Source organism: Streptomyces sp. NPDC015661, assembly GCF_043077765.1.
Lineage (GTDB): Bacteria > Actinomycetota > Actinomycetes > Streptomycetales > Streptomycetaceae > Streptomyces.
In genome coordinates this window covers 166,941-189,978 of sequence record NZ_JBIBST010000002.1, presented here as the reverse complement: position 1 = coordinate 189,978, position 23,038 = coordinate 166,941, and the positions used below count along the sequence as shown (strand labels likewise).

Sequence of the window (23,038 nt, the reverse complement as noted above, 5' to 3'; positions counted from 1 at the left end):
CTGACCCCCGACGTATGCCACACCGCACCAGAGACAGACGCATCCGGAACGAGGAGGCCATGCGAACTCCCCGCAAGAACAAGGACGCCGAGGCGGCCACGCCGCCACCGGCGGCCGCGCGCGGGCGGCGCGCACACGCAGGCCCGCCCGCCGACGAGCCGGGGGAGCGGACCCCCGGGGCCTCCCCGACCACCCCGGGCCACGAGGGCACCTCCGCGCCGGGCGCCGCCGCGCACGCCGCCGGGCACCCTGCCGGGCACTCCGCCGGGCCCTTCGTCGCCGGAGGTGCCGACACCGCCGCACCTGCCTCCGAGCGTCGTCAGACCTCCGAAGGTCCCCAGGCTTCAGGATGGACCCAGGCCTCCGAGCGTCCTCAGGCCTCCGAGCGTCCTCAGGCCTTCGAGCGTCCTCAGGCCTCAGGAGGGACCCAGGCCTCCTCCGACGGGCCCCGGGCGTCCGACGTGGGACGGGGCCGGCCCGCGTTCCAGGGGCTGCGCCCGCGCACGGTCCGCGCCAAGATCGTCTCGCTCCTGATGGTCCCGGTCGTCTCGCTCCTCGCCCTCTGGGGCTTCGCCACCGTCACCACCGCGCAGGACGTGGCCCGCCTCCGCCAGCTCCAGCGCGTCGACGCCGAGATCCGCGAGCCCGTGACGGCCGCCCTCGCCGCCCTCCAGGCCGAACGGCGCGCCGCCGTACGGCAGGTCGCGGCACCCGGAGCCACCCGCGCCGCCGAACTCAAGGACCGGATCCGCCGTACCGACGAGGCCGTCGACAGGCTCCGCCTGGACGGCACCCACACCGTCGGCGACACCGGAGACCTGCCCGGCGACGTCGCCGACCGGGTGAGCGTCTTCGTCGGCAAGGTCGAGGGCCTCGCCCGGCTCCGCACCGCCGCGGCCGACGGGCGCGCCGACTGGGACCAGGTCTACGCGGCGTACACGGACACCATCTCGGCCGCCTTCGCGGTCGGCGGCGCCCTCACCGGCATCCAGGACGCCGAGCAGGGGTCCGACGCGCGCGTACTCCTCGAATTCGGCCGGGCCGGCGAGATGCTGTCCCGCGAGGACGCCCTCCTCACCTCCGCCCACCTCACCGGCCGGCTCACCGCGGACCGGCTCCGCGCGTTCTCCGGGGCCGTCGAGACCCGGCGTACCCTCACCGCCTCGGCCACCGTCGACCTGCCCGCCGCCGAACGCGCCGCGTGGGCCCGGCTCTCCGAGGGCGGCGACCACGCCCGGCTCACCCGGGCCGAGGACCGGGTCGGCGCCGCGAGCCCGGGCCGCCCCGCCGCCCAGGCCGTGACCTCCGCCGAGTGGGACGACACCCTCGCCGCCGTACGCGGCGGACTCACCGCGATCGAGACCGACGCGCGCGGAGCGGCCGCCGACAGCGCCGACCCCTTCGCCGGCGGAGCCCTCACCGCGGGCGGTGCGGCGGTCGTCCTCGGCCTCGCCGCCGTCGCCGCCTCGCTCGTCATCTCCGTACGGATCGGCCGCGGCCTCGTCGTCGAGCTCGTCAGCCTCCGCAACACCGCCCTCGGCATCGCCCGCCGCAAACTCCCCGCCGCCATGCGCCGGCTCCGCGCCGGCGAGGAGATCGACGTGCAGGCCGAGGCCCCGCCCGGTCCCGTCTCCCAGGACGAGATCGGCCAGGTCGGCGAGGCCCTCACCACCGTCCACCGCGCGGCGCTCTCGGCAGCCGTCGAACGTGCCGAGCTCGCCAGCGGCATCTCCGGGGTCTTCGTCAACCTCGCCCGCCGCAGCCAGGTCCTCGTCCACCGCCAGCTCAACCTCCTGGACAGCATGGAACGGCGCGCCGACGACCCCAACGAACTCGGCGACCTCTTCCGGCTCGACCACCTCACCACCCGCATGCGACGCCACGCGGAGAGCCTGATCATCCTCTCCGGAGCCGCCCCCGGCCGTGCCTGGCGCATGCCCGTCCCGCTGACCAACGTCGTCCGCGCGGCCGTCTCCGAAATCGAGGACTACGCGCGCGTGGAGGTACGCCGGCTCCCCGAGACGGCCGTCGTCGGCGGAGCCGTCGCCGACCTCACGCACCTCCTGGCCGAACTCATCGAGAACGCCGCCCAGTTCTCGCCGCCCCACACCAAGGTGCGGGTCAGCGGCGAACCCGTCGGCAACGGCTACGCCCTCGAGATCGAGGACCGGGGGCTCGGCATGGGCAAGGACACCCTCGCCGAGGCGAACGCCCGCATCGCCCAGTCCGAGGCCCTCGACCTCTTCGACAGCGACCGGCTCGGCCTTTTCGTGGTCAGCCGCCTCTCCTCCCGCCACGACATCAAGGTCCATCTGCGGACCTCCCCCTACGGCGGGACGACCGCCGTCGTCCTGCTCCCGACCGACCTCCTCCAGGGCGCGCTGCCCTCCGGCCGAGGGGCGTCGGCGAGCGCGTCCGACACCCCGCCCGCCGGAACCCCGCGCGCGGGGCACCCCCGTACGCACGCGCCGGGCGGACCGGCCGCCGACGGCAGGACCGGCAAGGCGGCCCCGCACACCGACGACGCACGGGCCGCGCGGGAACGTGAAGAGGCGCACCGCGCCGAGGCCCGCCGCTTCGGCCGGCCCCAGGCGCCGCAGTCCACCCCGCCGGTCCGCCCGCCTGCGCCGGCGGGCCCCGCGCTCACCGGACGACCGGACTCGCCGTTGGCCTCGGGACGCCCGGCCGCACAGCCGCCGGCGGGCGCGCGACCGGGGAACCTGCCCCCGCAGACGGGCGGATCCCGTCCGCCGGCCCCTCCGCAGCCCCCGACGGCCGGTCGCCCGCAGCCGCAGCCGCAGCCGCTGCCGCGCCCGACAGCCGTGCCCGCGCTCGGGTCGCGCCCGGAGCCCGGCCCCGCCCCGGCATCCGCGGGCGTCACCGAACTGCGCCGCCGCGGCCCCGCCGTACCGCCGCCCGCGCCGCCGGCCACGCGCGAGCAGTCGCCCGGCGCACCGACCGGTGAAGCACCCGTCGGGCACGGTGACGCCGAGGGTGAACTGCCCCGTCGCGTACGGCAGGCGAGCCTCGTTCCCCAGCTGCGTGAGGCGCCCGCCCCGACGCCGGTGCCCGTACCGGTCGCACCCGGCACCGACGCACGTACACCGGAACGGGTACGGGACCGCATGGCGGCGTACCGGGACGGCTGGCAGCGCGGCGGTGGCGCCGCCCCCGGCGCCAGACGGCCCCTCGGTACGGGCTTCGCCACCGACACGGGCCGGGACCTCGGCCACGGCACCGCCCCTCTCGACCCTCGCTCCGAAGGAGACGACGCATGATCGACCACGAGCGGATCTCGTACCACCGGTCCGGCGAACTGGACTGGCTCCTCGACGACCTCGTCATGCGGGTCCGCGAGGTCCGACACACCGTGGTGCTTTCGAACGACGGACTCGCGGTGGGTGCCTCCAACGGGCTCAGCCGGGAGGACGCCGAGCACCTGGCTGCCATAGCCTCCGGCTTCCACAGCCTTGCCAAGGGCGCCGGACGCCAGTTCCACACCGGCGGGGTCCGCCAGACGATGGTCGAGATGGACGACGGCTTCCTCTTCGTCGCCGCGGCGGGGGACGGCTCCTGCCTCGCCGTCCTCAGCTCCGTGAGCGCCGACATCGGCCTCATCGCCTACGAGATGGCCCGCCTCGTGAAGCGCGTCGGCGAGCACCTCCACACCCCGCCGCGTGTCGCGGCGACCCCGCCGGCCGCCGGCTGACCCGGAGAAGCCCATGAACGACGACAGCACCGGCGGCGACCCGAGCGTGCCGGGCAGTCAGTGGTACGACGCCGAGGCGGGACCGCTGGTACGCCCGTACGCGATGACCGGCGGACGGACCAAACCGGGTCCCAGCAACGTACGGTTCGACCTCATCGCCCTCGTCGTCGTGGACGACGAGCCGCCCGGTCCGGCCGAGGAAGCACTCCTCGGCCCCGAGCACCGGTCCCTGCTCACCCTGTGCCGGGCCGAGACCCAGTCGGTGGCCGAACTCGCCGCCGACGCGGACCTGCCCGTCGGCGTCGTCCGGGTCCTCCTCGGCGACCTCCTCGAATCGGGCTTCGTGCGCGTCAGCCGGCCCGTACCTCCCGCACAGCTCCCCGACGAAAGAATCCTGAGGGAAGTAATCGATGGCCTACGAGCGCTCTGAGAGCACCGGTGCCGAGGACGGCCCGGACACCACCGCCCTCGCCCTGAAGATACTGGTCGCCGGTGGATTCGGCGTGGGCAAGACCACCCTCGTCGGCGCGGTCAGCGAGATCCGGCCCCTACGCACCGAGGAACAGCTCAGCAGGGCCGGCGAACTGGTCGACGACACCGGGGGCGTCGACCAGAAGACCACCACGACCGTCGCCATGGACTTCGGCCGCATCACGATCCGCTCCGGGCTCTCCCTCTACCTCTTCGGCACGCCCGGCCAGGACCGGTTCTGGTTCCTGTGGGACGAGCTCTCCCAGGGCGCCCTGGGAGCCGTCGTCCTCGCCGACACGCGGCGCCTGGAGGACTGCTTCCCCGCGGTCGACTACTTCGAGCACCGGAAGATCCCGTTCGTGGTCGCGGTCAACTGCTTCACGGGCGCGCGTACGTACGGGGCGCACGACGTCTCCCGGGCGCTCGACCTGGACCGCGGCACGCCCGTCGTCCTGTGCGACGCGCGCGACCGCGATTCGGGGAAGGAGGTCCTGATCCGCCTGGTCGAGTACGCCGGCCGGATGCACACCGCGCGGCTCCTCGACTCGGTCGGCTGAGGGGGGCCAGGTGGCGGGGCCGGTACCTCAGTCGGAGGCGGCGGGGTCGGTACCTCAGTCGGAGATGCCGGCCTCGGCGATCACCTTCTCGATCCTCACCCGGACGAGGAGTTCGCCGGGGACCGCGTTGCGCTCCCCGAACTCCTCCGCCCGGTCCGCCCCCATGTACCGGCCGCCGATCCGGGTGGCCCAGCGGCGCAACTCGACGGGGTCCTCGATGAGTTCGGCGCGACCGCGGAGCGACACGTAGGCGAAGGGCGGGGTGTCGTCGTCGACGCAGAGGGCCACGCGGCCGTCGCGGGCGAGGTTGCGGCCCTTCACCGTGTCCTTGCCCGTGTTGAACACCAAGTCGTCGCCGTCGAGCAGGAACCAGACGGGGACGACGTGTGGACTGCCGTCGTCGCGCACGGTCGCCAGCTTGCCCGTGCGGGTCCCCTCGGACACGAAATTCCGCCACTCTTCCTCGGTCATTCTCGTCATGGCCCCATCCTGCGGCACGCGCGGGCGTGGTGCGGTGCTTGCCCTGTTCACGACAGTGCGTAAGGCTTGCGGCGATACGCGGACCACGACGGTACGGACCACGAGGCCTCGCGGACCAACAGGGTCCGCCCGAGGGGGACGTACCGGCTAGGGGGAGGACCACTGATGGCATTGGACAAGGGCCTGGACTGGCTCCTGGACGACCTGACGCAGCGCGTCGGATACATACGGCACGCGCTGGTGCTGTCGAACGACGGACTGGTGACGGGCGCGAGCAGCGGACTCGTCCGCGAGGACGCCGAGCACCTGGCGGCCGTCTCCTCGGGCCTGCACAGCCTGGCGCGGGGCTCGGGCCGGCACTTCCGGGCGGGCAGGGCGCGGCAGACGATGGTGGAGTTCGACGACGCGCTGCTCTTCGTGACGGCGGCGGGCGAAGGCAGCTGCCTGTGCGTCCTGAGCGCGGCAGAGGCGGACGTCGGTCAGGTGGCGTACGAGATGACGCTGCTGGTCAACCGAGTCGGCGAGCACCTCGGTGTGGCGGCGCGACAGCCCGGAATCCCGGGCGGAGGCGCGCTCTGACGCCATGGGCGGTGGTCTGACGCCACCGCCGGTGGTCTGACGCCACGGCCGGGCGGTTGTCCACAGGGCGTTGTCCACAGGTCGTACGAGTGTCGTCACTCTGCGTTACGTTCTTCGAGTGGGTCCGAGGGGCCCGCGATCCGAAGAGAACACGGACGCAAGGGGGAGGGCCGCGACATGACGGTGGACGAGGGAGCGCGCACGGTGACACCGGGGCGGGCCGCACAGGAACTGGAACTGAGGCGCGACGAGTTCGGGCTCGCGGTCCAGCTCGGCCTCGTGAGGACGGTGCCGGCCGGCGAGGGAGAGCGGCGGCGGGTCGAGCGGTGCGAACTCGACCGCCTCCGGGCGGCCCCGGACTTCCCTGCCGGCCTGCGCGAGCGGGTGCGCGCGGTCGGTACGGGGGAGGCCGCCGCCCTCCTCGGCATCACCGCCGACCGGTTCACCCGGCTGGCCCGGACGGGGCACGTCAGTCCGGTGCGGTTCTCGCTGAACCGCTACCGGGCCGTGGTGTGGCTGTATCTGGCGCAGGAGGTCGTCGAGTTCGGCCTCACGCGCCCGGACCTCCTCACCGGGCGGCTGCCGCTGGAGCTCCGTGCGCGTCTTGCCGCGCACGAGGACCGGCGGCCCAGGAACTGGCGGGCGCGACGGCTCTCCCTGCTGCTCCGCGCCACCGGGGACCCGTGGGCGCGGGCCGCCGCCATCGCCTCCCTGCTCGACCCGGTCCAGGTGGCCGAGGTCGTCGACGATCCCTACGAGCGCACCCACCTCGACCGGCTGCGCCCGCCTCCGCCGCCCGGGGTGCCCCTGCGGCCGGTCGCGCGCGAGCTGGCCGAACGGCTGACTCGGGCCGACGACCCGGACGAGATCCTCTGGCACCGCCTGAGCCTGGGCCTGGCCGTGGACGAGGCACGCGCGGAACGACAGGCGCCTCATCCCGGGGACACGGGGGTGGCCGCGCAAGTTCAGATGGTGCCGGCGAGGCCATGGGCACCACCGGCGGTGCCTGCCCCGGTTGTGCCTGCTCCGGTGGTGCCTGCCCCGGCGGCGGAGGACCACGCGGTGGAGGTTCCCGGGGTGGAGGCGCTGGTGGTGGAGGTTGCCACGGTGGAGGCTCCCGCGGTTCCGGTTCGTGCCGTGTCGGTTCGTGCCGTGCCGGATCCTGCGGGACCAGTTCCGGCAGGTCGGCCCGGGGCGGTCGATCGTCCTCCGGGGCGGGCCACGCGCCGCAGGCTGTTCGAGCGTTTCCGGCGGGGGAGGGCGGCCGGTGGGGCGCGGCCTCGGCGGCGGAGGCGTCCGGTGGCCTGGCCGTGATGCGGTGGTCCGGCGTGCGGAGGGGGCGGCCGGTGGGGAGGATGGGCCCATGCTGCTGGCGCGTGTCGCGGAAGTGTCCCGGGAGGTCGCCGCCACCTCCGCGCGCTCGCGCAAGATCGCTCTGCTGGGCGAGCTGTTCGCCGAGGCGGGACCCGAGGAGAGCCCGCTCGTCATCGCGTATCTCTCCGGGCGGCTGCCGCAGGGGCGGATCGGCGTCGGGTGGAGCATCCTCAAGGAGGTCATCCCACCGGCTGTTCCTCCCGCCGACGACCCCGGGCTCACGCTGGGGCAGGTCGACGAGGCGATGGCGGAACTCGCCGCCGTGTCCGGCGCAGGGGCCCGCGCCGAGCGGACCCGGCTCGTCCACGCGCTGTTGGCGGCCGCCACCCTCGACGAACAGGAACTCCTGCTGCGGTTGCTGGCCGGCGAGGTGCGCCAGGGGGCTCTGGACGCCATCGCCCTGGAGGGCGTGGCCAAGGCGGCAGGGGTGCCGGCGGTCGAACTGCGGCGCGCCGTGATGCTCGAAGGCTCGCTGCCCCCGGTCGCCCAGGCGGTGCTGACCGAGGGAGCGTCCGCCCTCGACCGGTTCACGTTGCGGGTCGGCAGTCCGGTGCAGCCCATGCTCGCGCACACCGCCGCTTCCGTGGCCGAGGCGATCGCCGACCTGGGGGCGTGCGCGGTCGAGGAGAAGCTCGACGGGATCCGGATTCAGGTGCATCGGCGCGGCGAGGACGTCCGGGTGTACACCCGCTCGCTCGACGACATCACCGACCGCCTCCCCGAGGTGGTCGCGACCGCCCGGGCGGTCGACGCCGACGCGTTCATCCTGGACGGCGAGGTGATCGCCCTCGACCCCGGAACCGGGCGTCCCGTGTCGTTCCAGTCGATCGCCTCCAGGGTCGGCTCCCGGGCCGACGTGGCCGGTGCGCGCGCCGCGCTTCCCCTGACGCCGGTCTTCTTCGACGTCCTCGCGGCGGAGGGGGAGAGTCTGATCGACCGACCGGGCGTCGAGCGGCACGCCGTCCTCGCCCGCCTGCTCCCGGAGTCCCAGCGGGTCCGCCGCACCGTCGTGACGGATGCGGCCGACCCGGGGCAGACCGAGGCAGCCGGCGGGTTCTACACGGAGACCCTGGCCCGGGGACACGAAGGTGTGCTGGTCAAGGCGTTGGAGGCGCCCTATGTGGCCGGGCGCCGTGGGCGCACCTGGCTGAAGGTGAAACCGGTCCACACCGTCGACCTCGTCGTGCTCGCGGTGGAACGGGGCCACGGTCGCAGAACGGGGCTGCTCTCCAACCTCCACCTCGGCGCGCGGACCGCCGAAGGCGGCTTCGTCATGCTGGGGAAGACCTTCAAAGGGCTCTCGGACAGCATGTTGCGGTGGCAGACCGAGCGGCTCGGCGAGCTCGCCGTGTCGGACGACGGCTTCACCGTACGCGTGCGGCCGGAGCTCGTCGTGGAGATCGCGTACGACGGACTCCAGGCCTCGACGCGCTATCCGGCCGGTGTCACGCTCCGGTTCGCCCGGGTCGTTCGGCACCGGCCCGACAAGTCGGCCTCGGAGGCCGACACCGTCGAGCGGATCATCGAAAGCGGCCACTGACCACGGAGGGCGGACCTCGCGGGGTGGCCTCCCACGAGGGATGCTGGAGACGTGGCACGACGAGCGCCCGGCACGAGGAGCGCGTGGCACCACGAGCGGGCGAAGGGCCGCGAGGAGATGAGCGACGTGTACGACTTGCACATCGACACCGACGTCACCGTGCAGCTCAGTGACTGCTGCAAGGAGGACGCCCAGGCCGTGTTCGACGTCCTCGACCGCGTCTACCAGTTGGAGGACATGGAGACGGTGAGCCCGCAGGCCGCCACGGGACCGGCCCCCACCGTCTGGAGCGCCACGTTCGACACCGCCGCCGGACGGCACGAGGAAGTGGGTCCCACCCACCTGACCGCCCTGGTCGGCGCCACGCTCACCGGCGGCTACCACGCCGTCGACGAGGTCGAGAAGGTGCTCGCCACCGGCTTCGACATCCAGTCGCTGCAGTCCGTCTCCGGTGACCAGGAGACCGAGGCCCGACTGTTGCTCGCGTCCCGCTGAGCGGGACGCGCGGACACTCCGGGCGGCGCGGACGGGCGCCGTCCGGGGTTCTCGTGTGCCCGTGAAGGGCAGGCGGACCCCGCCGACATCCCCGGTATACACCGTGTGTAGAGTGCCTTTCGATCAAGCCCACCGCCCTGACCAGCGGTGACGGCTGTACCGAAGACACCACGGGGAAAGCGGGTCCACCATGTTCCGATCCAGGCCTGGCCGCGGCAGGGCAGTGACGACCGCCCTGCTCGCCGCGGCATCGCTGATGCTGACGCTCGGCGGTTGCGGCGTCGACCCGATCACGCCGCAGGATGCCCGGGGCGAGGCCGGAACGGACGGCAAGGCGGGCGGCACGGCCCGCCGGGTCGACTGCACCAAGGTCAAGTGCATAGCCCTGACCTTCGACGCGGGACCGGGCAAGGACACCCCGCATCTCCTCGACGTCCTCAAGGAGAAGCGGGTTCCGGCGACCTTCTTCCTCCTCGGCAGCAAGCACGTCGACCGCTACCCCGACGTGGTCAGGCGCATCGCCGACGAGGGCCACGAGGTGGCCAACCACACCTGGTCGCACCGGATCCTCACCGACCTCGACGAGTCCGAGGTGCGCGAGGAACTGTCGAAGACCCAGGACGCCATAGAGAAGATCACCGGCCGGAAGCCCACGCTCATGCGCCCGCCGCAGGGCCGCACCGACGGTACGGTCTCCGACGTCAGCCGCGAGCTCGGGCTCGCCCAGGTCCTGTGGAGCATCACGGCCAAGGACTACTCCACCACCGACTCGGCCCTCATACGGCAGCGGGTCCTGGAGGCCGCCCACCGCGACGGGATCATCCTGCTCCACGACATCTACGACGGCACGGTGCCGGCCGTGCCCTCGATCATCGACGAGCTCAAGCGGCGGGGCTTCACGTTCGTGACGGTGCCGGAGCTGCTCGCTCCCGGAAAGGCCGAGCCCGGTGAGGTCTACCGCCCCGAGAGGGACTGACGGACCTGCCGAAACCGGGTGAGGTGCCTCACATCGACCACCCGGGATTTCTCGGAACATTCGGGAAAGGTTTACCGTTCATACGTATGTGACTGCGAAGGGGTCCGGTCCCCAAGGTCCCCCCCGAGAGGTGACCGCTCTTCGTCCGTCACGGCGATCGGCCCCGGTTGGAATCCCCCGTCCAACCGGGGCTTTGTCGCGTAGGCGTCCTCATCGCCGCCGCCCCTTCTCCGCCCCTTCTCCGCACCTTTTCGGCACGTGGGCAGCACGTGGACGGCGCGTGAGGGGCGCGCACCCCGGCGCGTTCGACTCGTTCGAGTGAGCCTCGGCATGGTGGCCCGACCGCCGGGCAGTGATCTTCCCGAGCCGGTCAAGACGATCACCGCCGGCCACTCCGACCAGGGACGATCGAAGGGGGACCCTATGGTCCGCACCACCTCCCGCGCCCGTCGCGCCCTCCTCGCCGCAGCCGCCGCGCTCCTGCTCTCGGGCTGCGCCACCGTCGGACCCGGTGGGCCCGAGCCCCCGGGTGTCCCGGCGAGCACCGCGGCCCAGGACGAGCTCCTCGCATCCGCCGAGCACCGCCTCGTGGTGGACTGTCTCGACGCCCGGGGGCTCACCCTCACGGCCCGGCCCCGCGCTCCGGACGAGGACCGCACCTTCCAGGCGGCGCTCTTCGGCGCCGGACCCCGCGAGCTCTCCGTCACCCTCGCCACGGGTGCCACCGTCACCGCCCACGAGGACGGTTGCCTCGCCACCGCCCGCCACCGGCTCTACGGAGACCAGCGCCGCTGGTTCCGGGCCCAGGTCACCGTCGACAACCTCCGCGCCGAGGCTCAGGCCCGGATGCGCTCCGACCCCGCCCACCAGGCGGCGCTCGCGCGTTGGACCCGCTGTGCGAGCCCACCCGGCCACCCCCGCCCCGACCGCCCCGATCCCGCCGTCGCGGCCCGCTGTGCCCGCGAGACCGGGCTGGCGGACGTCCGCGCCCGGCTGGAGGCCGCGGAGCTGGTCACGGTGCGCACCCTGCACCGCGAGGAACTCACCACCTATCGGCAGCTGCGCGACCGCGCGCTGCGGCGGGCAGTCGCACTGTCCGCGTCCACCCACCCACAGAAGGGCTCCACCCACTCGTGAAGCGACTCATCGCCACCTCCGCCGCCGCCCTCCTCGCCGTCACCTCCGGACTCGCCCTCGCCTCCGCCGCCGGAGCCGCCGAATGCCCCGCCGGCGAGTTCTGCGTCTGGCAGGACGCGAACTTCGGCGGTCAGCGCGCCAACTGGAGCGGGGATGACGGCTGGTGGGAGAGCTGGATCTCCGACACCGACTCCTCGTGGGCGAACCACGGCATCTCGGGACCGGGAATCAAGGACCACGTCCAGGTCTACGAAAGCGCCTGGCAGGGCGGCAGCATGACCATCTGTCTCGCCCCGGGGCAGGAGGTCGGATACGACGGCGCCGCCAACGACCGTGGTGACTCCCACATCTGGTCCACCGGCTGCTGACCCTCCGCCGGCCGCGCGACAGTTGCGCAGCCCGGGTGGCGGAGGGTCAGTAGCCGGCAAGGGGCGGGAGCGGGTCAGGCCTCGGCGCCGAGCCACAGGTCGGGGCCGAAGACCTCGTAGTGGATGTCGGCCGCCGGGGTGCCTCGGCCGAGGAGGTCGCCGCGGACCGCGCGCAGGAAGGGCAGCGGCCCGCACAGGTACGCGGTGGTGCCCGCCGGCAGGTCGATGAGGGTGACGTCCGCGCGGCCCGGCCGGGCGTCGGACTCGCCCGGCTCCTCGTACCAGAGGTGCAGCGTCCCCTGCGGGAGGGCGTCCACGAGGCGCCGCAGCTCCTCGGCGTGCGCGTGCGTGGCGGGCGCGCGGTCGGCGTGCACCACGACGACCGGCCGGGTCGATCCGGTGGCGACCAGGTGGTCGAGCATCGCCAGCATCGGGGTGCTGCCGATGCCCGCGGAGGCGAGCAGCAGGGGAGTGTCGCCCTCGGGCAGGACGAGGTCGCCGAACGGGGCCGAGACCTCAACGGTGTCGCCCGCGCGGGCGTGTGCGTGCAGCCAGGAGGAGACCTCGCCCGCCGGGTCGCCGTCGACCCGCTTCACCGTGATCCGCCACTGCGGGTGCCCGGGAGCGGAGGAGAGGCTGTACTGGCGGATCTGCCGGGCGCCGTCGGGCAGCTCGATGCGGACGCTCACGTACTGGCCCGGCCGGAACGGGGCCGTCGGGGTGCCGTCGGTGGGGCGCAGGACGAGGGACACCGTGTCGGACGTCTCCTCCCGGCGCTCGGCGATCTCCATCGGGCGCCAGACCTGGCCCTCGGTGACGCCGGCCTCCTGGTAGAGACGGGCCTCGACGGCGATGAGCGCGTTCGCCATCAGCCAGTAGACCTCGTCCCAGGCCTGTGCGACCTCGGGGGTCACCGCCTCGCCGAGGACCTCCACGATCGCGGCGAAGAGGTGCTCGTGCACGGTCTTGTACTGCTCGGAGGTGACGCCGAGCGAGGCGTGCTTGTGCGCGATCCGGGACAGCATGGCGTCGGGGCGGCTGTCCGGGTTCTCGAGCAGGGCGACGGCGAAGGCGGCTATGGAGCCCGCGAGCGCCTTCCGCTGCTCGCCGTTGGCCTGGTTGCCCCGGTTGAACAGGTCGCGCAGGAGCTCGGGGTGGGCGGCGAAGAGGCGCCCGTAGAAGCGCTCGGTGATCTCGTCGAGTGCGCCGCCGACGGCGGGCAGGGTGGCGCGGACGACCGGAACGGCCTGCTCGGACAGCATGGGAACTCTCAATCTGGTAGATGATCTACGTATTAAAAGGTGTGGATGATCCCCCGGGGTCGCCCAGTCGCTCGGCGGCCCGGTCGAGCGGGCTCGGTCAGGGGAGTCGCGTGGGGCTCGGGCTGAGGGTGAGGAGCAGGGGGCCGGTCGGCGAGCCCACGAGCTCCGCCACCGTGATCGGGTCGAGCGTGCGGTAGAAGGCCTCCTGGGCCTCGCGCAGCGCTCCGCGCAGCCGGCATGCCGTACGCAGCGGACACGGTGGATCGCCCTCGCAGGCGACGACCTCCTCCTCCCCCTCTAGGGTCCGCGTCAGCCAGCCCACCGAGGAGCGGCGCCCCAGCTCCGTCAGAGCCAGCCCGCCGCCACGGCCCCGTCGCGCCTCGACCACGCCGAGGTGCTGGAGCCGTGTGACCACCTTCGCCATGTGGGCGTAGGGCACGTCCATCGACTCCGCCACCTCGCGGGTGGTGACGGACTCCTCGGGTGCGGTGACCGCCAGGCGCATGACGGCACGGAGCGCCAGGTCGGTGAACTTCGTCAGCCTCACGGCCTGACCGTATCAAAGATGCATCTCATATACGTATTAGGGGGGTGGTTGACGGCGTCGTCGCCGGCGCCGCCACAGCCACCATCCGCCCGTGACCAGGCAGCTCGTCGTCAGGACGATCCCGGCCACCGGCCACCGTCCGCCCGCGATCCGGGTGTCGGTCACGATGACCAGGAACAGGGTGACCGCCGGGAGCAGCATCGATCCGAGCGCACGCAGCCCCGCCGTGGCCATGGCGGGGTCGACGCGGACGCCACGCGGGGTGCGCTGGTCACGCGAGCCGACGTAGAAGACGGTGGCCCGGTCGATCATCCGGTTGGTGGCGCGGTTGTACGAGAAAGCCATGTACGGCAGCCACACGAGCGGGGCCACCAGGCCCACCAGGAACACGGCGCCGACGAGCGCCCACTGGCCGATCCGGGTCCATCGTCCGACCTTCTCGTCGGAGGGAGTGAGCAGTCCGAGCAGCCAGGCCATGCGCACCACGAGATAGCGGAGCGAGGCCACCCGCCCGCGCCGGTTCTCCGGCCGAGGCCTGCCGGTGGTGGTGTCCAGGGCGGCCAGCGCCGTCCCGGTGTCCTCGTACACCCCTTGCAGGACCAGCAGTTCGGCCGCCCGCTCCGGATCCGTGGTGTCGCGCCCCTCGGTGGCGGCGAGTTCGAGCATCATGCGCGCCTGGGAGAGGAGGGCTCCGCAGAAGGCGACGGGGATGAGGAGCATGAACGGTCCCCCGACGAAGGACCCCTCGGCTGTGACCCTCCGGCGCCCGCGGCTGACGACGAGGGCCCGCAGGGCCGCCCCGTCGGCCTCGGGGTGCTTCGCGCGGAGGCGTTCGACCGACGGCCCCGCCCCGGGGCCGAGGTGACGCAGGGCGAAGGAGGCGAGCGCTTCCGGCAGCCTCCCGGGCTCCGCCGCGACTTCCCGCAGCAGGGAACCACTGAGCCCGTCGCCGCGCCCGCCTCCCTCGGTGTCGGCGCGCCGCCGTCCCGCCCGCCGCATGTGGAATCTCAGGACAGGACCTTGGCCTTGGCCTTCTCGAACTCCTCCGCCGTGATGGCCCCCTTCTCCTTGAGGTCGGCGAGCCGGGCCAGTTCGTCGGTGGCGCTGCCGCCGCCGCCCTGCGTCCCGGCGGTCTTGCGGATGTACTCCTGGAACGCCGCCTCACTCTCCTTGGCCTGCTTGACGTCCCGCTGACCCATGCTCTTGCCGCGAGCGATGACGTAGACCAGCACGCCGAGGAACGGGAGCACGATGCAGAAGATCAGCCAGCCGGCCTTGCCCCAACCGTTGAGGGAGTGGTCCCGGAAGATGTCGGTGATCACCTTGAACAGCAGGAACAGCCACATGATCCAGAGGAAGAACCACAGCATGGTCCAGAAGAGATTGAGGGCGGGGTAGTCGTCCATGCCTGCACACTCCGTTCCCGCGCAGGCCGGGGAGGCCTGGCGATGCAGCGAGTCTCACCCAGCCTCCGCCCGTCCGCATGTCGTGCCGGAGGTCCTGCCGACTCCGTGTGCGGGCCGGGCGCGGCCGTGTTCGGATGGAGGCCGCGGATCGTCGCCGGAGCCGGGCACCACCCGCCCGCGCCGGGCCGCGAACCGCACGAGGAACGGAACGGAGCAACATGGGCCCGGTGGAATGTGTCGTGCTCGCCTTCCCGGGGGAGCGACTGAGAGTGGCGGCGGTGACGGCCGTCGCGGAGCTGCGCAGAGCGGGCCAGGTGCGCCTGGTCGACTCGCTCGTCGTCGTCAAGTCCTCCTCGGGCGAGGTGTCCACCTCCGAACTCGTCGAGTACGAGGAGTTCGACGAGGCCACGGCGGAGATCGGACCCGAGATCAATCTCCTCGGCCCCGAGGACGCCGCCGAGGCGGCGCAGACGCTCGAACCGGGTTCCTGCGCGCTGATGCTGCTCGTCGAGCACGTCTGGGCCACGCGCGCGTCGGAGGCGATCCGCGAGGCCGGCGGCCGGATCGCCGCGACCGTGCGCGTACCGCACGAGCTGGTCGAAGAGGCGCGAGCCGTCCATCGCGAGGCCGTGGCCGCCGCAGCGGTCGGAAGGAGCTGAACGTGTTCCTGCGACGACGCCCCCTCCTGCGACCGGTCGTCCGGCCCGCCGGCGCGCCCCTGTTGCGTGGCGCCCTGGTCGGCGGCGCGGCCTACGCGGCGGGCCGCAGCTCCGCACGCGCCGCGCGCCGCGAGGAGGACCAGGAGCAGGCCATCGCCGAACTCCAGGCCCAGCAGCAGTCGGCGGCACCGCAGCCCGGCCCCCCGGCCCCCGCCGCGCCCCCGCCCGCGCCGCCCGCCCCCGGCGGGGAGGCGTCGATCACCGACCAGCTGGCGCGGCTGGGCGAGCTCGCGCAGCAGGGCCTGCTCACGCCCGAGGAGTTCGCGGCCGCCAAGGCGAAGCTGCTGGGCGTCTGACAAAGGGTCCGCGGGGTCAGGCGCCGCGCAGGGCGGCCAATGCGCGGTCCGCGTGGGCGCTCATCCGCAGTTCGCTGCGGACGACCTCCCGGACCCGCCGGTCCTGGCCGATCACGAAGGTGACCCTCTTCGTCGGCGCGAGCGAGAAGCCGCGCTTCACGCCGAACCGTTCCCGGATGGCACCGTCCGGGTCGGACAGCAGGGGGTAGCCGAGCGAGTGCCGCTCGGCGAACTCCTGCTGCCGCTCCACCCCGTCGGTGCTGATGCCGACCGGCAGGGCGCCGACGGCACGGAACTCGGCCGCGAGGTCACGGAAGTGACAGGCCTCGGCGGTGCAGCCCGGGGTGAGGGCCGCCGGGTAGAAGAAGAGGACGACCGGGCCTTCGGCGAGGAGGCCGGTCAATGAGCGCGGTGCGCCCGTCTCGTCCGGAAGAGTGAAGTCCTCGACGAGGTCACCGACGTTCATTTCAGGCCGTCCTCGATGCGTCCGCGGGGTGCCACCGGTGCCTCCGATGGCCGGCCCGTGACGTTACCGCACGGTAGGACCGGCGTCACCCCTGGCGTACCGCCTCCGGGGCCGCGCTCCCTGCGGCGGCGCGCCGGTCGAGCACGGCGAGGGCCCGCTCGCCCCAGCGCAGGTTCTCCTCCTCGAAGAACCGCCCCCGCATCAGCGTGAGGTACGGCCCGACGCGCTCCGCCTCGCCCAGGTACGTGTCCTCGTCCCGGCCGTCGAGCATCCACTCCCGCAGCCGGTCGTAGCGGGCGAGCTTCGCCCTGGCCGTCTCCATCCGCTGCGCCACGAACTCCCGGACGGCCGCGGTGTCGCCCTCGTCGCAGGCCTGGACCTGCACCATCAGCTCGTCGCGGACGGCGCTCGGGCGCGGCGGTGTGCTCGTGCAGGCGACCAGATCCCGGCGGCCCGACTCCGTCAGACTGAACATCCGCTTGTTGGGGCGCCGTTCCTGCTCCACCACGCGGGCCGCGATCAGGCCGGCCTCGGCGAGCCGCTCCAGCTCGCGGTAGAGCTGCTGCGGGGTGGCGGCCCAGAAGTTGGCGACGGACACGTCGAAGATCTTGGCCAGGTCGTATCCGGAGGCCTCGCCCTCCAGGAGAGCTGCGAGGACGGCGTGCTTGAGGGACATTCGGACACGCTAGCAGCACGTTGAATAGTTTCCTCCGCACCTATTCACCGATGCGGCCTCCGGGAGCGACCGGCGCGGCCTCCGGGAGCGACCGGCGCGGCGTCCGTGGGCGACCGGCGCGGCTTCCGTGGACGGCGGGCCCGGCATCCGCAGACGGCCGGCCCAGCATCCGTCGACGGCCGGCCCGGCATCCGGGCACGCCGGACGGAGGCCCTTCGCTGGCAGGTCCGTCCGGCGCCTGCCTAGGCTGGAGAGGGGCAGGCCGCGGGGGAGCAGATCCGAGGGGCAGTGCGATGGACAGCGACACGTTCGTGTACACCACCTACATCCGGACCACTCCCGAGGAGCTCTGGCAGGCGCTCACGGAGCCGGAGCTCACCCGCCGCTACTGGGGCGTGGCCTTCGAGTCGACGTGGACCCCAGGCGCGTCCATGGTCTGGGACGAGCAGGGCCGCAGGACCGTCGACCCCGAGCAGGTGGTCCTGGAGGCCAAGCCCGGCCGCCTCCTCTCGTACACCTGGCACACCTTCACCCCGGACTGGGCGGAGGCCGTCCGTCTTGAACCGGAGGCGTACGAGCGCCTCACCCGCGAGCGCCGGTCCCGGGTCACCTTCGTGATCGACCCGTCCGGCGACACGGTCAAGCTCACGGTCACCCACGGCGACCTGGAGCCCGACGGCACCATCAAGGGCCTGATCGGCGAGGGCTGGCCCGCGCTGATCTCCAGCCTCAAGTCCCTGCTGGAGACGGGCGAGGAGCTCCCGGAGCCGCCCCGCTGACACCCGCCCGGCCGCCCCGCCCCCGCCTGATCTCGACCGCCCCGCTGACCCATTCGAGTCGTCTCGCCCCCGACTCCGCGCCACGCCCGGCGCCTTGATCATCTTTTTCTCCTTTCATCCGTTTTGATGCTGCGGTCGGCAACGCCCGCCGACGCCACCGCATGAAGGGGATGGTGTCCGACGTGCCGTCACGCCGATACGCACGGGGATGGGGAGCGCTCTCCCTCGCCGTGGGGGCCGTCCTCGTCAGCACGGCCGCCCAGTCGCCGGGCCCCGACTCCGCACCCGAGCAGGGGGCCGCCGCGGACCGGGACGCCACCGCCGTCGTCTCCCTGGACGGCTGCGCCGCCGCCGACGGCCTGTGCTCCGCCCCGCCCCGGACGGTCGTGCTCGGCGGCGACCGCGTCCTCACGGGCCGGCCGTTCACGCTCGACCCGAAGGCCACCGGCCGCGTGGAGCTCGCGCTCCGTACCCCCGGCGTGCTCGCCGACGTCAACGTCACCGACCGGCGCGGCCGCCGTGTCGCCGGAGTGCAGAGCGCGGACCACACCCGGTGGACCAGCGCCGCACCCCTGCCGGCCGGCGCCCGCTACGCCGCCCGGATGGTCGTCGACGGGACGGGGGCGTACGGCCCGCACCGCGCCCGCCTCGACTTCCGGACCGCCCCCATGCCCGCCGGGGAGCGGCTCACCGTCGCGTTCGGACCGGAGGACGGCGGCACGTACGGGGTGGGGCAACCGATCACCGCCGAGCTCAGCCGGCCCGTCCCGGCGGACGACCCCGGCGCCCGCCGCGCCGTGGAACGAGCCCTCGCCGTACGGAGCTCACCCCATGCCGAGGGCGCCTGGCACTGGGTCGACGCCGTCACCCTCCACTACCGGCCCCGCACGTACTGGCCCGCCCGCGCCACGGTCCGCGTCCGCAGCGGCCTCGACGGGGCCCGCATCGGCGGTGGCCTCTACGGCGGCCCCTCGCGCCCCCTCACCTTCACCACCGGAGCCCGGATCGAGGCCGTCACCGACGTCTCCGCCCACGAGATGAAGGTCTTCCGCGACGGGGAACTCCTGCGCACCCTGAAGGTCACCACCGGCAAGTCCGGCTACCGGACCAGAGGCGGCATCAAGGTCGTCCTCGGCAAGGAGCCGCTCGTCCGCATGCGCGGCGACTCCATCGGGATCGCCCGCGGCAACAAGGACTTCTACGACCTCAAGGTCCGCTGGGCCACCCGGGTGACGTGGAGCGGTGAATACCTGCACGCCGCGCCCTGGTCGCTCGACTCCCAGGGCAGCGAGGACGTCAGCCACGGCTGTACGGGGATGAGCACCGAGGACGCCGCCTGGCTCTTCCACACCGTCCGCGAGGGCGACCTCGTACGGGTCGTCAACGGGTACGGGAAGCCCATGACGCCCTTCGACAACGGCTTCGGCGACTGGAACCTCGGCTGGTCCGAGTGGCTCCGGGGCAGCGCCCTCGCCGTGGACACCACCAACGGCACCACGGTCGCTGTCGTCAGGTCCGTCGCGGGTGCCCTGAGCCCGAGACTCTGACCGTCCGACCCGAGGGAGCACCGATGCAGGAGATCACCAAGGTCGAGGTCGGGGACGCGACGCTCTTCGTGGAGGCACGGCGCCTCGGTCCCGACTCCGGACTCGAAGGGCTCGGCGACCGCCTCCCGGACCTCTCCGCCGTCACCGATGCCCTCGCCTCCTTCGCCGGACGGATCGGCGAGGCGCTCCATGAGGCGGCCCCGGACCGTGCGACCGTCGAATTCGGCTGCCAGCTCGGCCTGGACTCGGGCAAGCTCACCGCACTGGTCGTCCAGGGCAGCGCGAACGCGAGCCTGCGCGTGACCTTGGAATGGGTGAGGAAGCCCGGTCGCTGAGCCGTCAGCGACCGGGCCCCGTCTCCGCCGGCTCCGTCATGTCCTCCGGGGTGGCCGGGGCGGGTTCGCCGAGGCTGAGCCGGGGACGCCGCTGGAGCCCGGCGCCCACGAGGACGCCCAGGGCGATCGCGGACACCGGGGCGAACTAGCAGGACGACGGTGGCACCGCCGCCCTGGCGCCCCTCGCACCCACCGGCCGCCCGGCGTGTCCCTCACACCCACCGGCCGCCCGCTGTGTCCCTCACACGCACCGGCCGCCCGCTGTGTCCCTCACACCCACCGCCGCCCGGCGTGTCCCTCACACCCACCGACCGGCCGGCGCGCCCCTCACACCCGCCCGCCGCCCGGTGTGTCCGAGGAGAGTCGCTGGGCCGCGTAGATCGGGATCACCGAGAGCAGCACGAGCGCCGCCGCCACCACGTTCACCACCGGGGCCTGCTGAGGGCGGGTCATGTTGTTGAAGATCCACACAGGCAGGGTCTGCACCCCCGGTCCCGCCGTGAACGTCGTCACCACGATCTCGTCGAAGGACAGCGCGAAGGCGAGCAGTCCGCCCGCGAGCAGCGCCGAGCGCAGCAGCGGGAAGGTGATGTCCCAGAAGACGCGGAAGGTGTGCGCCCCCAGGTCCATCGCCGCCTCCTCGTACGAGCCGGGCAGCCGCCGCAGCCGCGCCACCACGTTGTTGAAGACGACCACGATGCAGAAGGTGGCGTGGCCCACGACCACCGTGAACATCCCGAGTCCCACGCCGAGGGGCTCCAGGACCGTGCCGAAGGCCGAGTTGAGCGCGATGCCCGTGACGATGCCGGGCAGCGCGATCGGCAGCACCACCGCGAAGGAGACGGCCTCGCGCCCGAAGAAGGCGTACCGCTGCACGGCGAAGGCGATGAGCGTGCCGAGGACGAGGGCCACCGCCGTCGCCGCGAGACCGGCCTGGACGGAGGTCCACAGCGCCGCGCGGGCGCCCTCGTTGTCCCAGGCCGCCGCCCACCAGTCGAGCGTGAGGCCGGGCGGCGGCCAGCTCGCCGAGCGGTCCGGGTTGAGCGAGCCGAGCAGGACGAGCAGCAGCGGCAGATAGATCGCCGCGAAGCCGAGGCCGGCCGCGGTGCGCAGCGCGATCCGCGCGGGACGGGAGAGGTTCATCGGTCGCGGTCCTTCCGGCCGGTCACAGGCTGCGCAGCGCGCCGGAGCGCCGCACCGCGAGCAGGTACACCACGATGACGGCGACCGGCACGGTGCCGAGCGCGGCCGCCAGCGGCAGGTTCAGGGTGACGTTGGAGTAGACGAGGTTGCCGATCAGCTGGGTCTTCCCGCCGACGATCTGCACCGTGATGTAGTCGCCGAGGCTCAGGGAGAAGGTGAAGACGGACCCGGCGGCCACCGCCGGCCACACCAGCGGCAGCACCACCGAGACGAAGGTCCGCCGGCTCCTCGCCCCGAGGTCCGCCGAGGCGTTCAGGAGGTTGTCGGGGAGCTGGGCGAGCGCGGTGTGGATCGGCAGCACCATGTACGGCAGCCAGAGGTACGTCAGGACGAGCACCGTCGCCGTGAGCCCGTACCCGGGTCCACTCAGGCCGAACGGCCGCAGCGCCCAGTCCAGGGGCCCGCCCTCGGAGAGGATGAGCCGCCACGCGTACACCTTCACCAGATAGCCGGCCCACAGCGGCATGAGCAGAGCCACCACGAAGAGCGGACGGCGGCGCGGGTGCGCGACGCGCGCCGTGTAGAAGGCGAGCGGGAAGGCGATGACGGCGCAGAGGGCGGTCACCGCGAGGGCGACGCCGACGGTCCGCAGCGCGACCGTCCGGTAGACGGGCGAGCTGACGAGTTCCTCGAAGTTCTGTGTGGTCCAGATCCGGACGACCTCGGAGGTGAAGCTGTCGGTCGACCAGAACGCGGACAGGAACAGGGCCGCAAGGGAGCCGAGGTAGGCGAGGACGAGCCAGAGCAGCGGGGCGGTGAGCAGGGCCGCGAGCCGCAGCCGGGGCCGCCGGTGCAGGGCCCCGGCGAACCGCCGGACGGCACTGCGGCCGGGGCTGGCGGCTCGCGTCGCGGACTCGGGGGAGAGCCCGGGGGAGAGTGCGGTCATGGCGTCCGGGTCAGCCCTTGATCTCGTTCCAGGCCTGGACCCACTTGGCGTACGGCACGCAGCGCGCGTCCGTCCGGCCGTCCAGGCACTGCTCGATGGGCGTGGTCCAGAAGTGGACCTGCTTCCAGTAGTCCTCGTCGGTGGCGTGGAAGGTGGCGCAGTGGTTCTTGTCGGTGGTCTCGGCGCACGACTTGGCGTTGGCCGGGGCCTCGCCGAAGTACTCGGCGACCTGTGCGTTGGTCTTCGGCGAGACGATCCAGTCGAGCCACTTGTAGGCGCAGGTGGGGTGCTTGGCCTTGGCCGAGACCATCCAGGTGTCGGACCAGCCGGTGGAGCCCTCCTTCGGCAGGACCGCCTCGACCTTCGCGCCCTCGGCCTTCGCGAGGTTGGCGATCACCTGCCAGCTGGTGCCGACGACCGAGTCGCCGCTCTTGAAGGCGGAGATCTCCTTGAGGTAGTCGCTCCAGTACTCGCCGATGTGTCCGTTCTGCTCTTTGAGCAGGGCCACGGCGGCGTCGAACTGCTTCTGGTCGAGGGCGTAGGGGTTCTTGATGCCGAGCCCGGGCTTGGTCGCCTTGAGGTACAGGGCGGCGTCCGCGAGGTAGATGGGGGAGTCGTAGGCGGTGACCTTGCCGCTGTGCGCCGAGGCCTTGTCGAAGACGGCGGACCAGGAGTCGGGCGCCGGCTTCACCTTCTCCGTGTCGTACATGAGGAGGTTGGCGCCGCGGCCGTGCGGGATGCCGTAGGAGACGCCCTTGACGGAGTTCCAGTCCTTGTTCTTGAGTCCGGCGAACACGTCGGCGTAGTTGGGCACGAGCGCGGTGTTCACGGGGGCGGCGTCGCCGGAGGCGATCAGGCGGAGGGAGGCGTCGCCGGAGGCGGAGACGGCGTCGTACGCGCCGGTCTTCATCAGCGAGACCATCTCGTCGGAGGTCGCGGCCGTCTTGGCGTTGACCTGGCAGCCGGTCTGCTTCTCGAAGGCGCTGACCCAGTCGACCTTCGGGTCGTTGGTGCCGTCCTCGACGTATCCGGCCCAGGCGATCAGGTTGACCTCGCCCTCGGCCTTGCCGAGGGCGGTCGGCGCCTTGAGGTCGGGCGGGTTGAGGCCGCCGGACTTCCCGGAACCCGTCGGGTCGGCCGATCCGCAGGCGGTGACGAGGAGCAGCCCGGAGAGGGCGGCTGCGGTCAGGAGGGAGCGGTGCGGGCGCACGTGGTTCTCCGTTGCGTGAG

27 protein-coding genes are annotated in these 23,038 nt (G+C 73.0%); 16 read left to right on the top strand and 11 right to left on the bottom strand.

Going from position 1 to position 23,038, the window contains the following annotated elements:
* Positions 1-59: 59 nt before the first annotated feature.
* From ACF07V_RS05405 to ACF07V_RS05390, 4 genes are read left to right on the top strand one after another with little or no spacing between them, the layout of a single operon-like run.
* Positions 60-3,278 (top strand): nitrate- and nitrite sensing domain-containing protein, encoded by a 3,219-nt coding sequence (locus ACF07V_RS05405; protein WP_392151567.1) that lies wholly within the window; start codon positions 60-62, stop codon positions 3,276-3,278.
* Positions 3,275-3,709, top strand: a complete 435-nt coding sequence (locus tag ACF07V_RS05400; protein ID WP_392151566.1) for a roadblock/LC7 domain-containing protein — start codon at positions 3,275-3,277, stop codon at positions 3,707-3,709. The genes ACF07V_RS05405 and ACF07V_RS05400 overlap by 4 nt, the downstream gene beginning before the upstream one ends.
* Positions 3,710-3,722: 13 nt before the next feature.
* Entirely contained in the window at positions 3,723-4,139 is a 417-nt protein-coding gene (locus ACF07V_RS05395) for a DUF742 domain-containing protein (protein WP_392151565.1), read from the top strand.
* Positions 4,120-4,737 (top strand): ATP/GTP-binding protein, encoded by a 618-nt coding sequence (locus ACF07V_RS05390; RefSeq protein ID WP_392151564.1) that lies wholly within the window; start codon positions 4,120-4,122, stop codon positions 4,735-4,737. Before ACF07V_RS05395 ends, ACF07V_RS05390 begins: the two co-directional genes overlap by 20 nt.
* Before the next feature lie 54 nt (positions 4,738-4,791).
* Here the strand turns inward: ACF07V_RS05390 and ACF07V_RS05385 are convergent, their stop codons facing one another.
* Positions 4,792-5,217 carry a PPOX class F420-dependent oxidoreductase gene (locus tag ACF07V_RS05385; protein WP_392151563.1) on the bottom strand — a complete coding sequence of 142 codons (426 nt, stop codon included), beginning with the start codon at positions 5,215-5,217 and terminating at the stop codon, positions 4,792-4,794.
* Positions 5,218-5,382: 165 nt separating this feature from the next.
* Between ACF07V_RS05385 and ACF07V_RS05380 the strand changes: the two genes are divergently transcribed.
* The 7 genes from ACF07V_RS05380 to ACF07V_RS05350 all read left to right on the top strand — a co-directional run bounded on the left by ACF07V_RS05380 (position 5,383) and on the right by ACF07V_RS05350 (position 11,686).
* Positions 5,383-5,796, top strand: a complete 414-nt coding sequence (locus ACF07V_RS05380) for a roadblock/LC7 domain-containing protein (RefSeq protein WP_392151562.1) — start codon at positions 5,383-5,385, stop codon at positions 5,794-5,796.
* Between the two features lie 177 nt (positions 5,797-5,973).
* Complete coding sequence (locus ACF07V_RS05375; RefSeq protein WP_392151561.1) at positions 5,974-7,110, top strand: DUF6397 family protein; 1,137 nt, start codon at positions 5,974-5,976, stop codon at positions 7,108-7,110.
* 49 nt (positions 7,111-7,159) lie between these two features.
* On the top strand, positions 7,160-8,710 hold the full coding sequence (locus tag ACF07V_RS05370; protein WP_392151560.1) for an ATP-dependent DNA ligase: 1,551 nt from the start codon (positions 7,160-7,162) through the stop codon (positions 8,708-8,710).
* Positions 8,711-8,761: 51 nt separating this feature from the next.
* Positions 8,762-9,205: a hypothetical protein gene (locus tag ACF07V_RS05365; protein ID WP_392151559.1), complete on the top strand. Its 444-nt coding sequence runs from the start codon at positions 8,762-8,764 to the stop codon at positions 9,203-9,205.
* A 190-nt stretch (positions 9,206-9,395) separates the two neighbouring features.
* The gene (locus ACF07V_RS05360) at positions 9,396-10,181 is read left to right on the top strand and encodes a polysaccharide deacetylase family protein (RefSeq protein WP_392151558.1); all 786 of its coding nucleotides are present in this window, start codon (positions 9,396-9,398) and stop codon (positions 10,179-10,181) included.
* 423 nt (positions 10,182-10,604) lie between these two features.
* Positions 10,605-11,318, top strand: coding sequence for a hypothetical protein (locus tag ACF07V_RS05355; RefSeq protein WP_392151557.1), 714 nt, complete (start codon positions 10,605-10,607; stop codon positions 11,316-11,318).
* The gene (locus tag ACF07V_RS05350) at positions 11,315-11,686 is read left to right on the top strand and encodes a peptidase inhibitor family I36 protein (protein WP_392151556.1); all 372 of its coding nucleotides are present in this window, start codon (positions 11,315-11,317) and stop codon (positions 11,684-11,686) included. Before ACF07V_RS05355 ends, ACF07V_RS05350 begins: the two co-directional genes overlap by 4 nt.
* 74 nt (positions 11,687-11,760) lie before the next feature.
* On the opposite strand, the gene ACF07V_RS05345 is transcribed toward ACF07V_RS05350, so the two are convergent.
* From ACF07V_RS05345 to ACF07V_RS05330, 4 genes are all read right to left on the bottom strand, one after another.
* Complete coding sequence (locus tag ACF07V_RS05345; RefSeq protein WP_392151555.1) at positions 11,761-12,948, bottom strand: globin domain-containing protein; 1,188 nt, start codon at positions 12,946-12,948, stop codon at positions 11,761-11,763.
* A 97-nt stretch (positions 12,949-13,045) separates the two neighbouring features.
* A complete protein-coding gene (locus tag ACF07V_RS05340; RefSeq protein WP_392151554.1) occupies positions 13,046-13,495 on the bottom strand; it encodes an RrF2 family transcriptional regulator in 450 nt (149 codons plus the stop codon).
* A gap of 36 nt (positions 13,496-13,531) precedes the next feature.
* The gene (locus ACF07V_RS05335) at positions 13,532-14,494 is read right to left on the bottom strand and encodes a hypothetical protein (protein ID WP_392151553.1); all 963 of its coding nucleotides are present in this window, start codon (positions 14,492-14,494) and stop codon (positions 13,532-13,534) included.
* A gap of 8 nt (positions 14,495-14,502) precedes the next feature.
* Positions 14,503-14,901 carry an SHOCT domain-containing protein gene (locus ACF07V_RS05330; RefSeq protein WP_392151552.1) on the bottom strand — a complete coding sequence of 133 codons (399 nt, stop codon included), beginning with the start codon at positions 14,899-14,901 and terminating at the stop codon, positions 14,503-14,505.
* Between the two features lie 218 nt (positions 14,902-15,119).
* Here ACF07V_RS05330 and ACF07V_RS05325 point away from each other — a divergent pair, with 218 nt between their 5' ends.
* The gene (locus ACF07V_RS05325; RefSeq protein ID WP_392151551.1) at positions 15,120-15,560 is read left to right on the top strand and encodes a DUF6325 family protein; all 441 of its coding nucleotides are present in this window, start codon (positions 15,120-15,122) and stop codon (positions 15,558-15,560) included.
* Positions 15,561-15,562: 2 nt separating this feature from the next.
* Entirely contained in the window at positions 15,563-15,916 is a 354-nt protein-coding gene (locus tag ACF07V_RS05320; RefSeq protein WP_392151550.1) for an SHOCT domain-containing protein, read from the top strand.
* A gap of 16 nt (positions 15,917-15,932) precedes the next feature.
* Here ACF07V_RS05320 and ACF07V_RS05315 read toward each other — a convergent pair whose 3' ends face one another.
* Entirely contained in the window at positions 15,933-16,382 is a 450-nt protein-coding gene (locus ACF07V_RS05315) for a peroxiredoxin (protein ID WP_392151549.1), read from the bottom strand.
* 85 nt (positions 16,383-16,467) lie between these two features.
* The gene (locus ACF07V_RS05310) at positions 16,468-17,058 is read right to left on the bottom strand and encodes a PadR family transcriptional regulator (protein WP_392151548.1); all 591 of its coding nucleotides are present in this window, start codon (positions 17,056-17,058) and stop codon (positions 16,468-16,470) included.
* 293 nt (positions 17,059-17,351) lie between these two features.
* Between ACF07V_RS05310 and ACF07V_RS05305 the strand changes: the two genes are divergently transcribed.
* From ACF07V_RS05305 to ACF07V_RS05295, 3 genes are all read left to right on the top strand, one after another.
* A complete protein-coding gene (locus ACF07V_RS05305) occupies positions 17,352-17,837 on the top strand; it encodes an SRPBCC family protein (RefSeq protein ID WP_392151547.1) in 486 nt (161 codons plus the stop codon).
* Between the two features lie 173 nt (positions 17,838-18,010).
* Positions 18,011-19,384 carry an Ig-like domain-containing protein gene (locus tag ACF07V_RS05300; RefSeq protein ID WP_392152352.1) on the top strand — a complete coding sequence of 458 codons (1,374 nt, stop codon included), beginning with the start codon at positions 18,011-18,013 and terminating at the stop codon, positions 19,382-19,384.
* Between the two features lie 23 nt (positions 19,385-19,407).
* Positions 19,408-19,719: a CU044_2847 family protein gene (locus ACF07V_RS05295; protein WP_392151546.1), complete on the top strand. Its 312-nt coding sequence runs from the start codon at positions 19,408-19,410 to the stop codon at positions 19,717-19,719.
* 4 nt (positions 19,720-19,723) lie between these two features.
* On the opposite strand, the gene ACF07V_RS05290 is transcribed toward ACF07V_RS05295, so the two are convergent.
* From ACF07V_RS05290 to ACF07V_RS05275, 4 genes are all read right to left on the bottom strand, one after another.
* Positions 19,724-19,855: a hypothetical protein gene (locus tag ACF07V_RS05290; RefSeq protein ID WP_392151545.1), complete on the bottom strand. Its 132-nt coding sequence runs from the start codon at positions 19,853-19,855 to the stop codon at positions 19,724-19,726.
* Between the two features lie 191 nt (positions 19,856-20,046).
* On the bottom strand, positions 20,047-20,862 hold the full coding sequence (locus tag ACF07V_RS05285) for an ABC transporter permease (protein ID WP_392151544.1): 816 nt from the start codon (positions 20,860-20,862) through the stop codon (positions 20,047-20,049).
* Positions 20,863-20,884: 22 nt separating this feature from the next.
* Complete coding sequence (locus tag ACF07V_RS05280) at positions 20,885-21,808, bottom strand: ABC transporter permease (RefSeq protein WP_392151543.1); 924 nt, start codon at positions 21,806-21,808, stop codon at positions 20,885-20,887.
* Positions 21,809-21,818: 10 nt separating this feature from the next.
* On the bottom strand, positions 21,819-23,018 hold the full coding sequence (locus ACF07V_RS05275) for an ABC transporter substrate-binding protein (protein ID WP_392151542.1): 1,200 nt from the start codon (positions 23,016-23,018) through the stop codon (positions 21,819-21,821).
* Positions 23,019-23,038 lie beyond the last annotated feature (20 nt).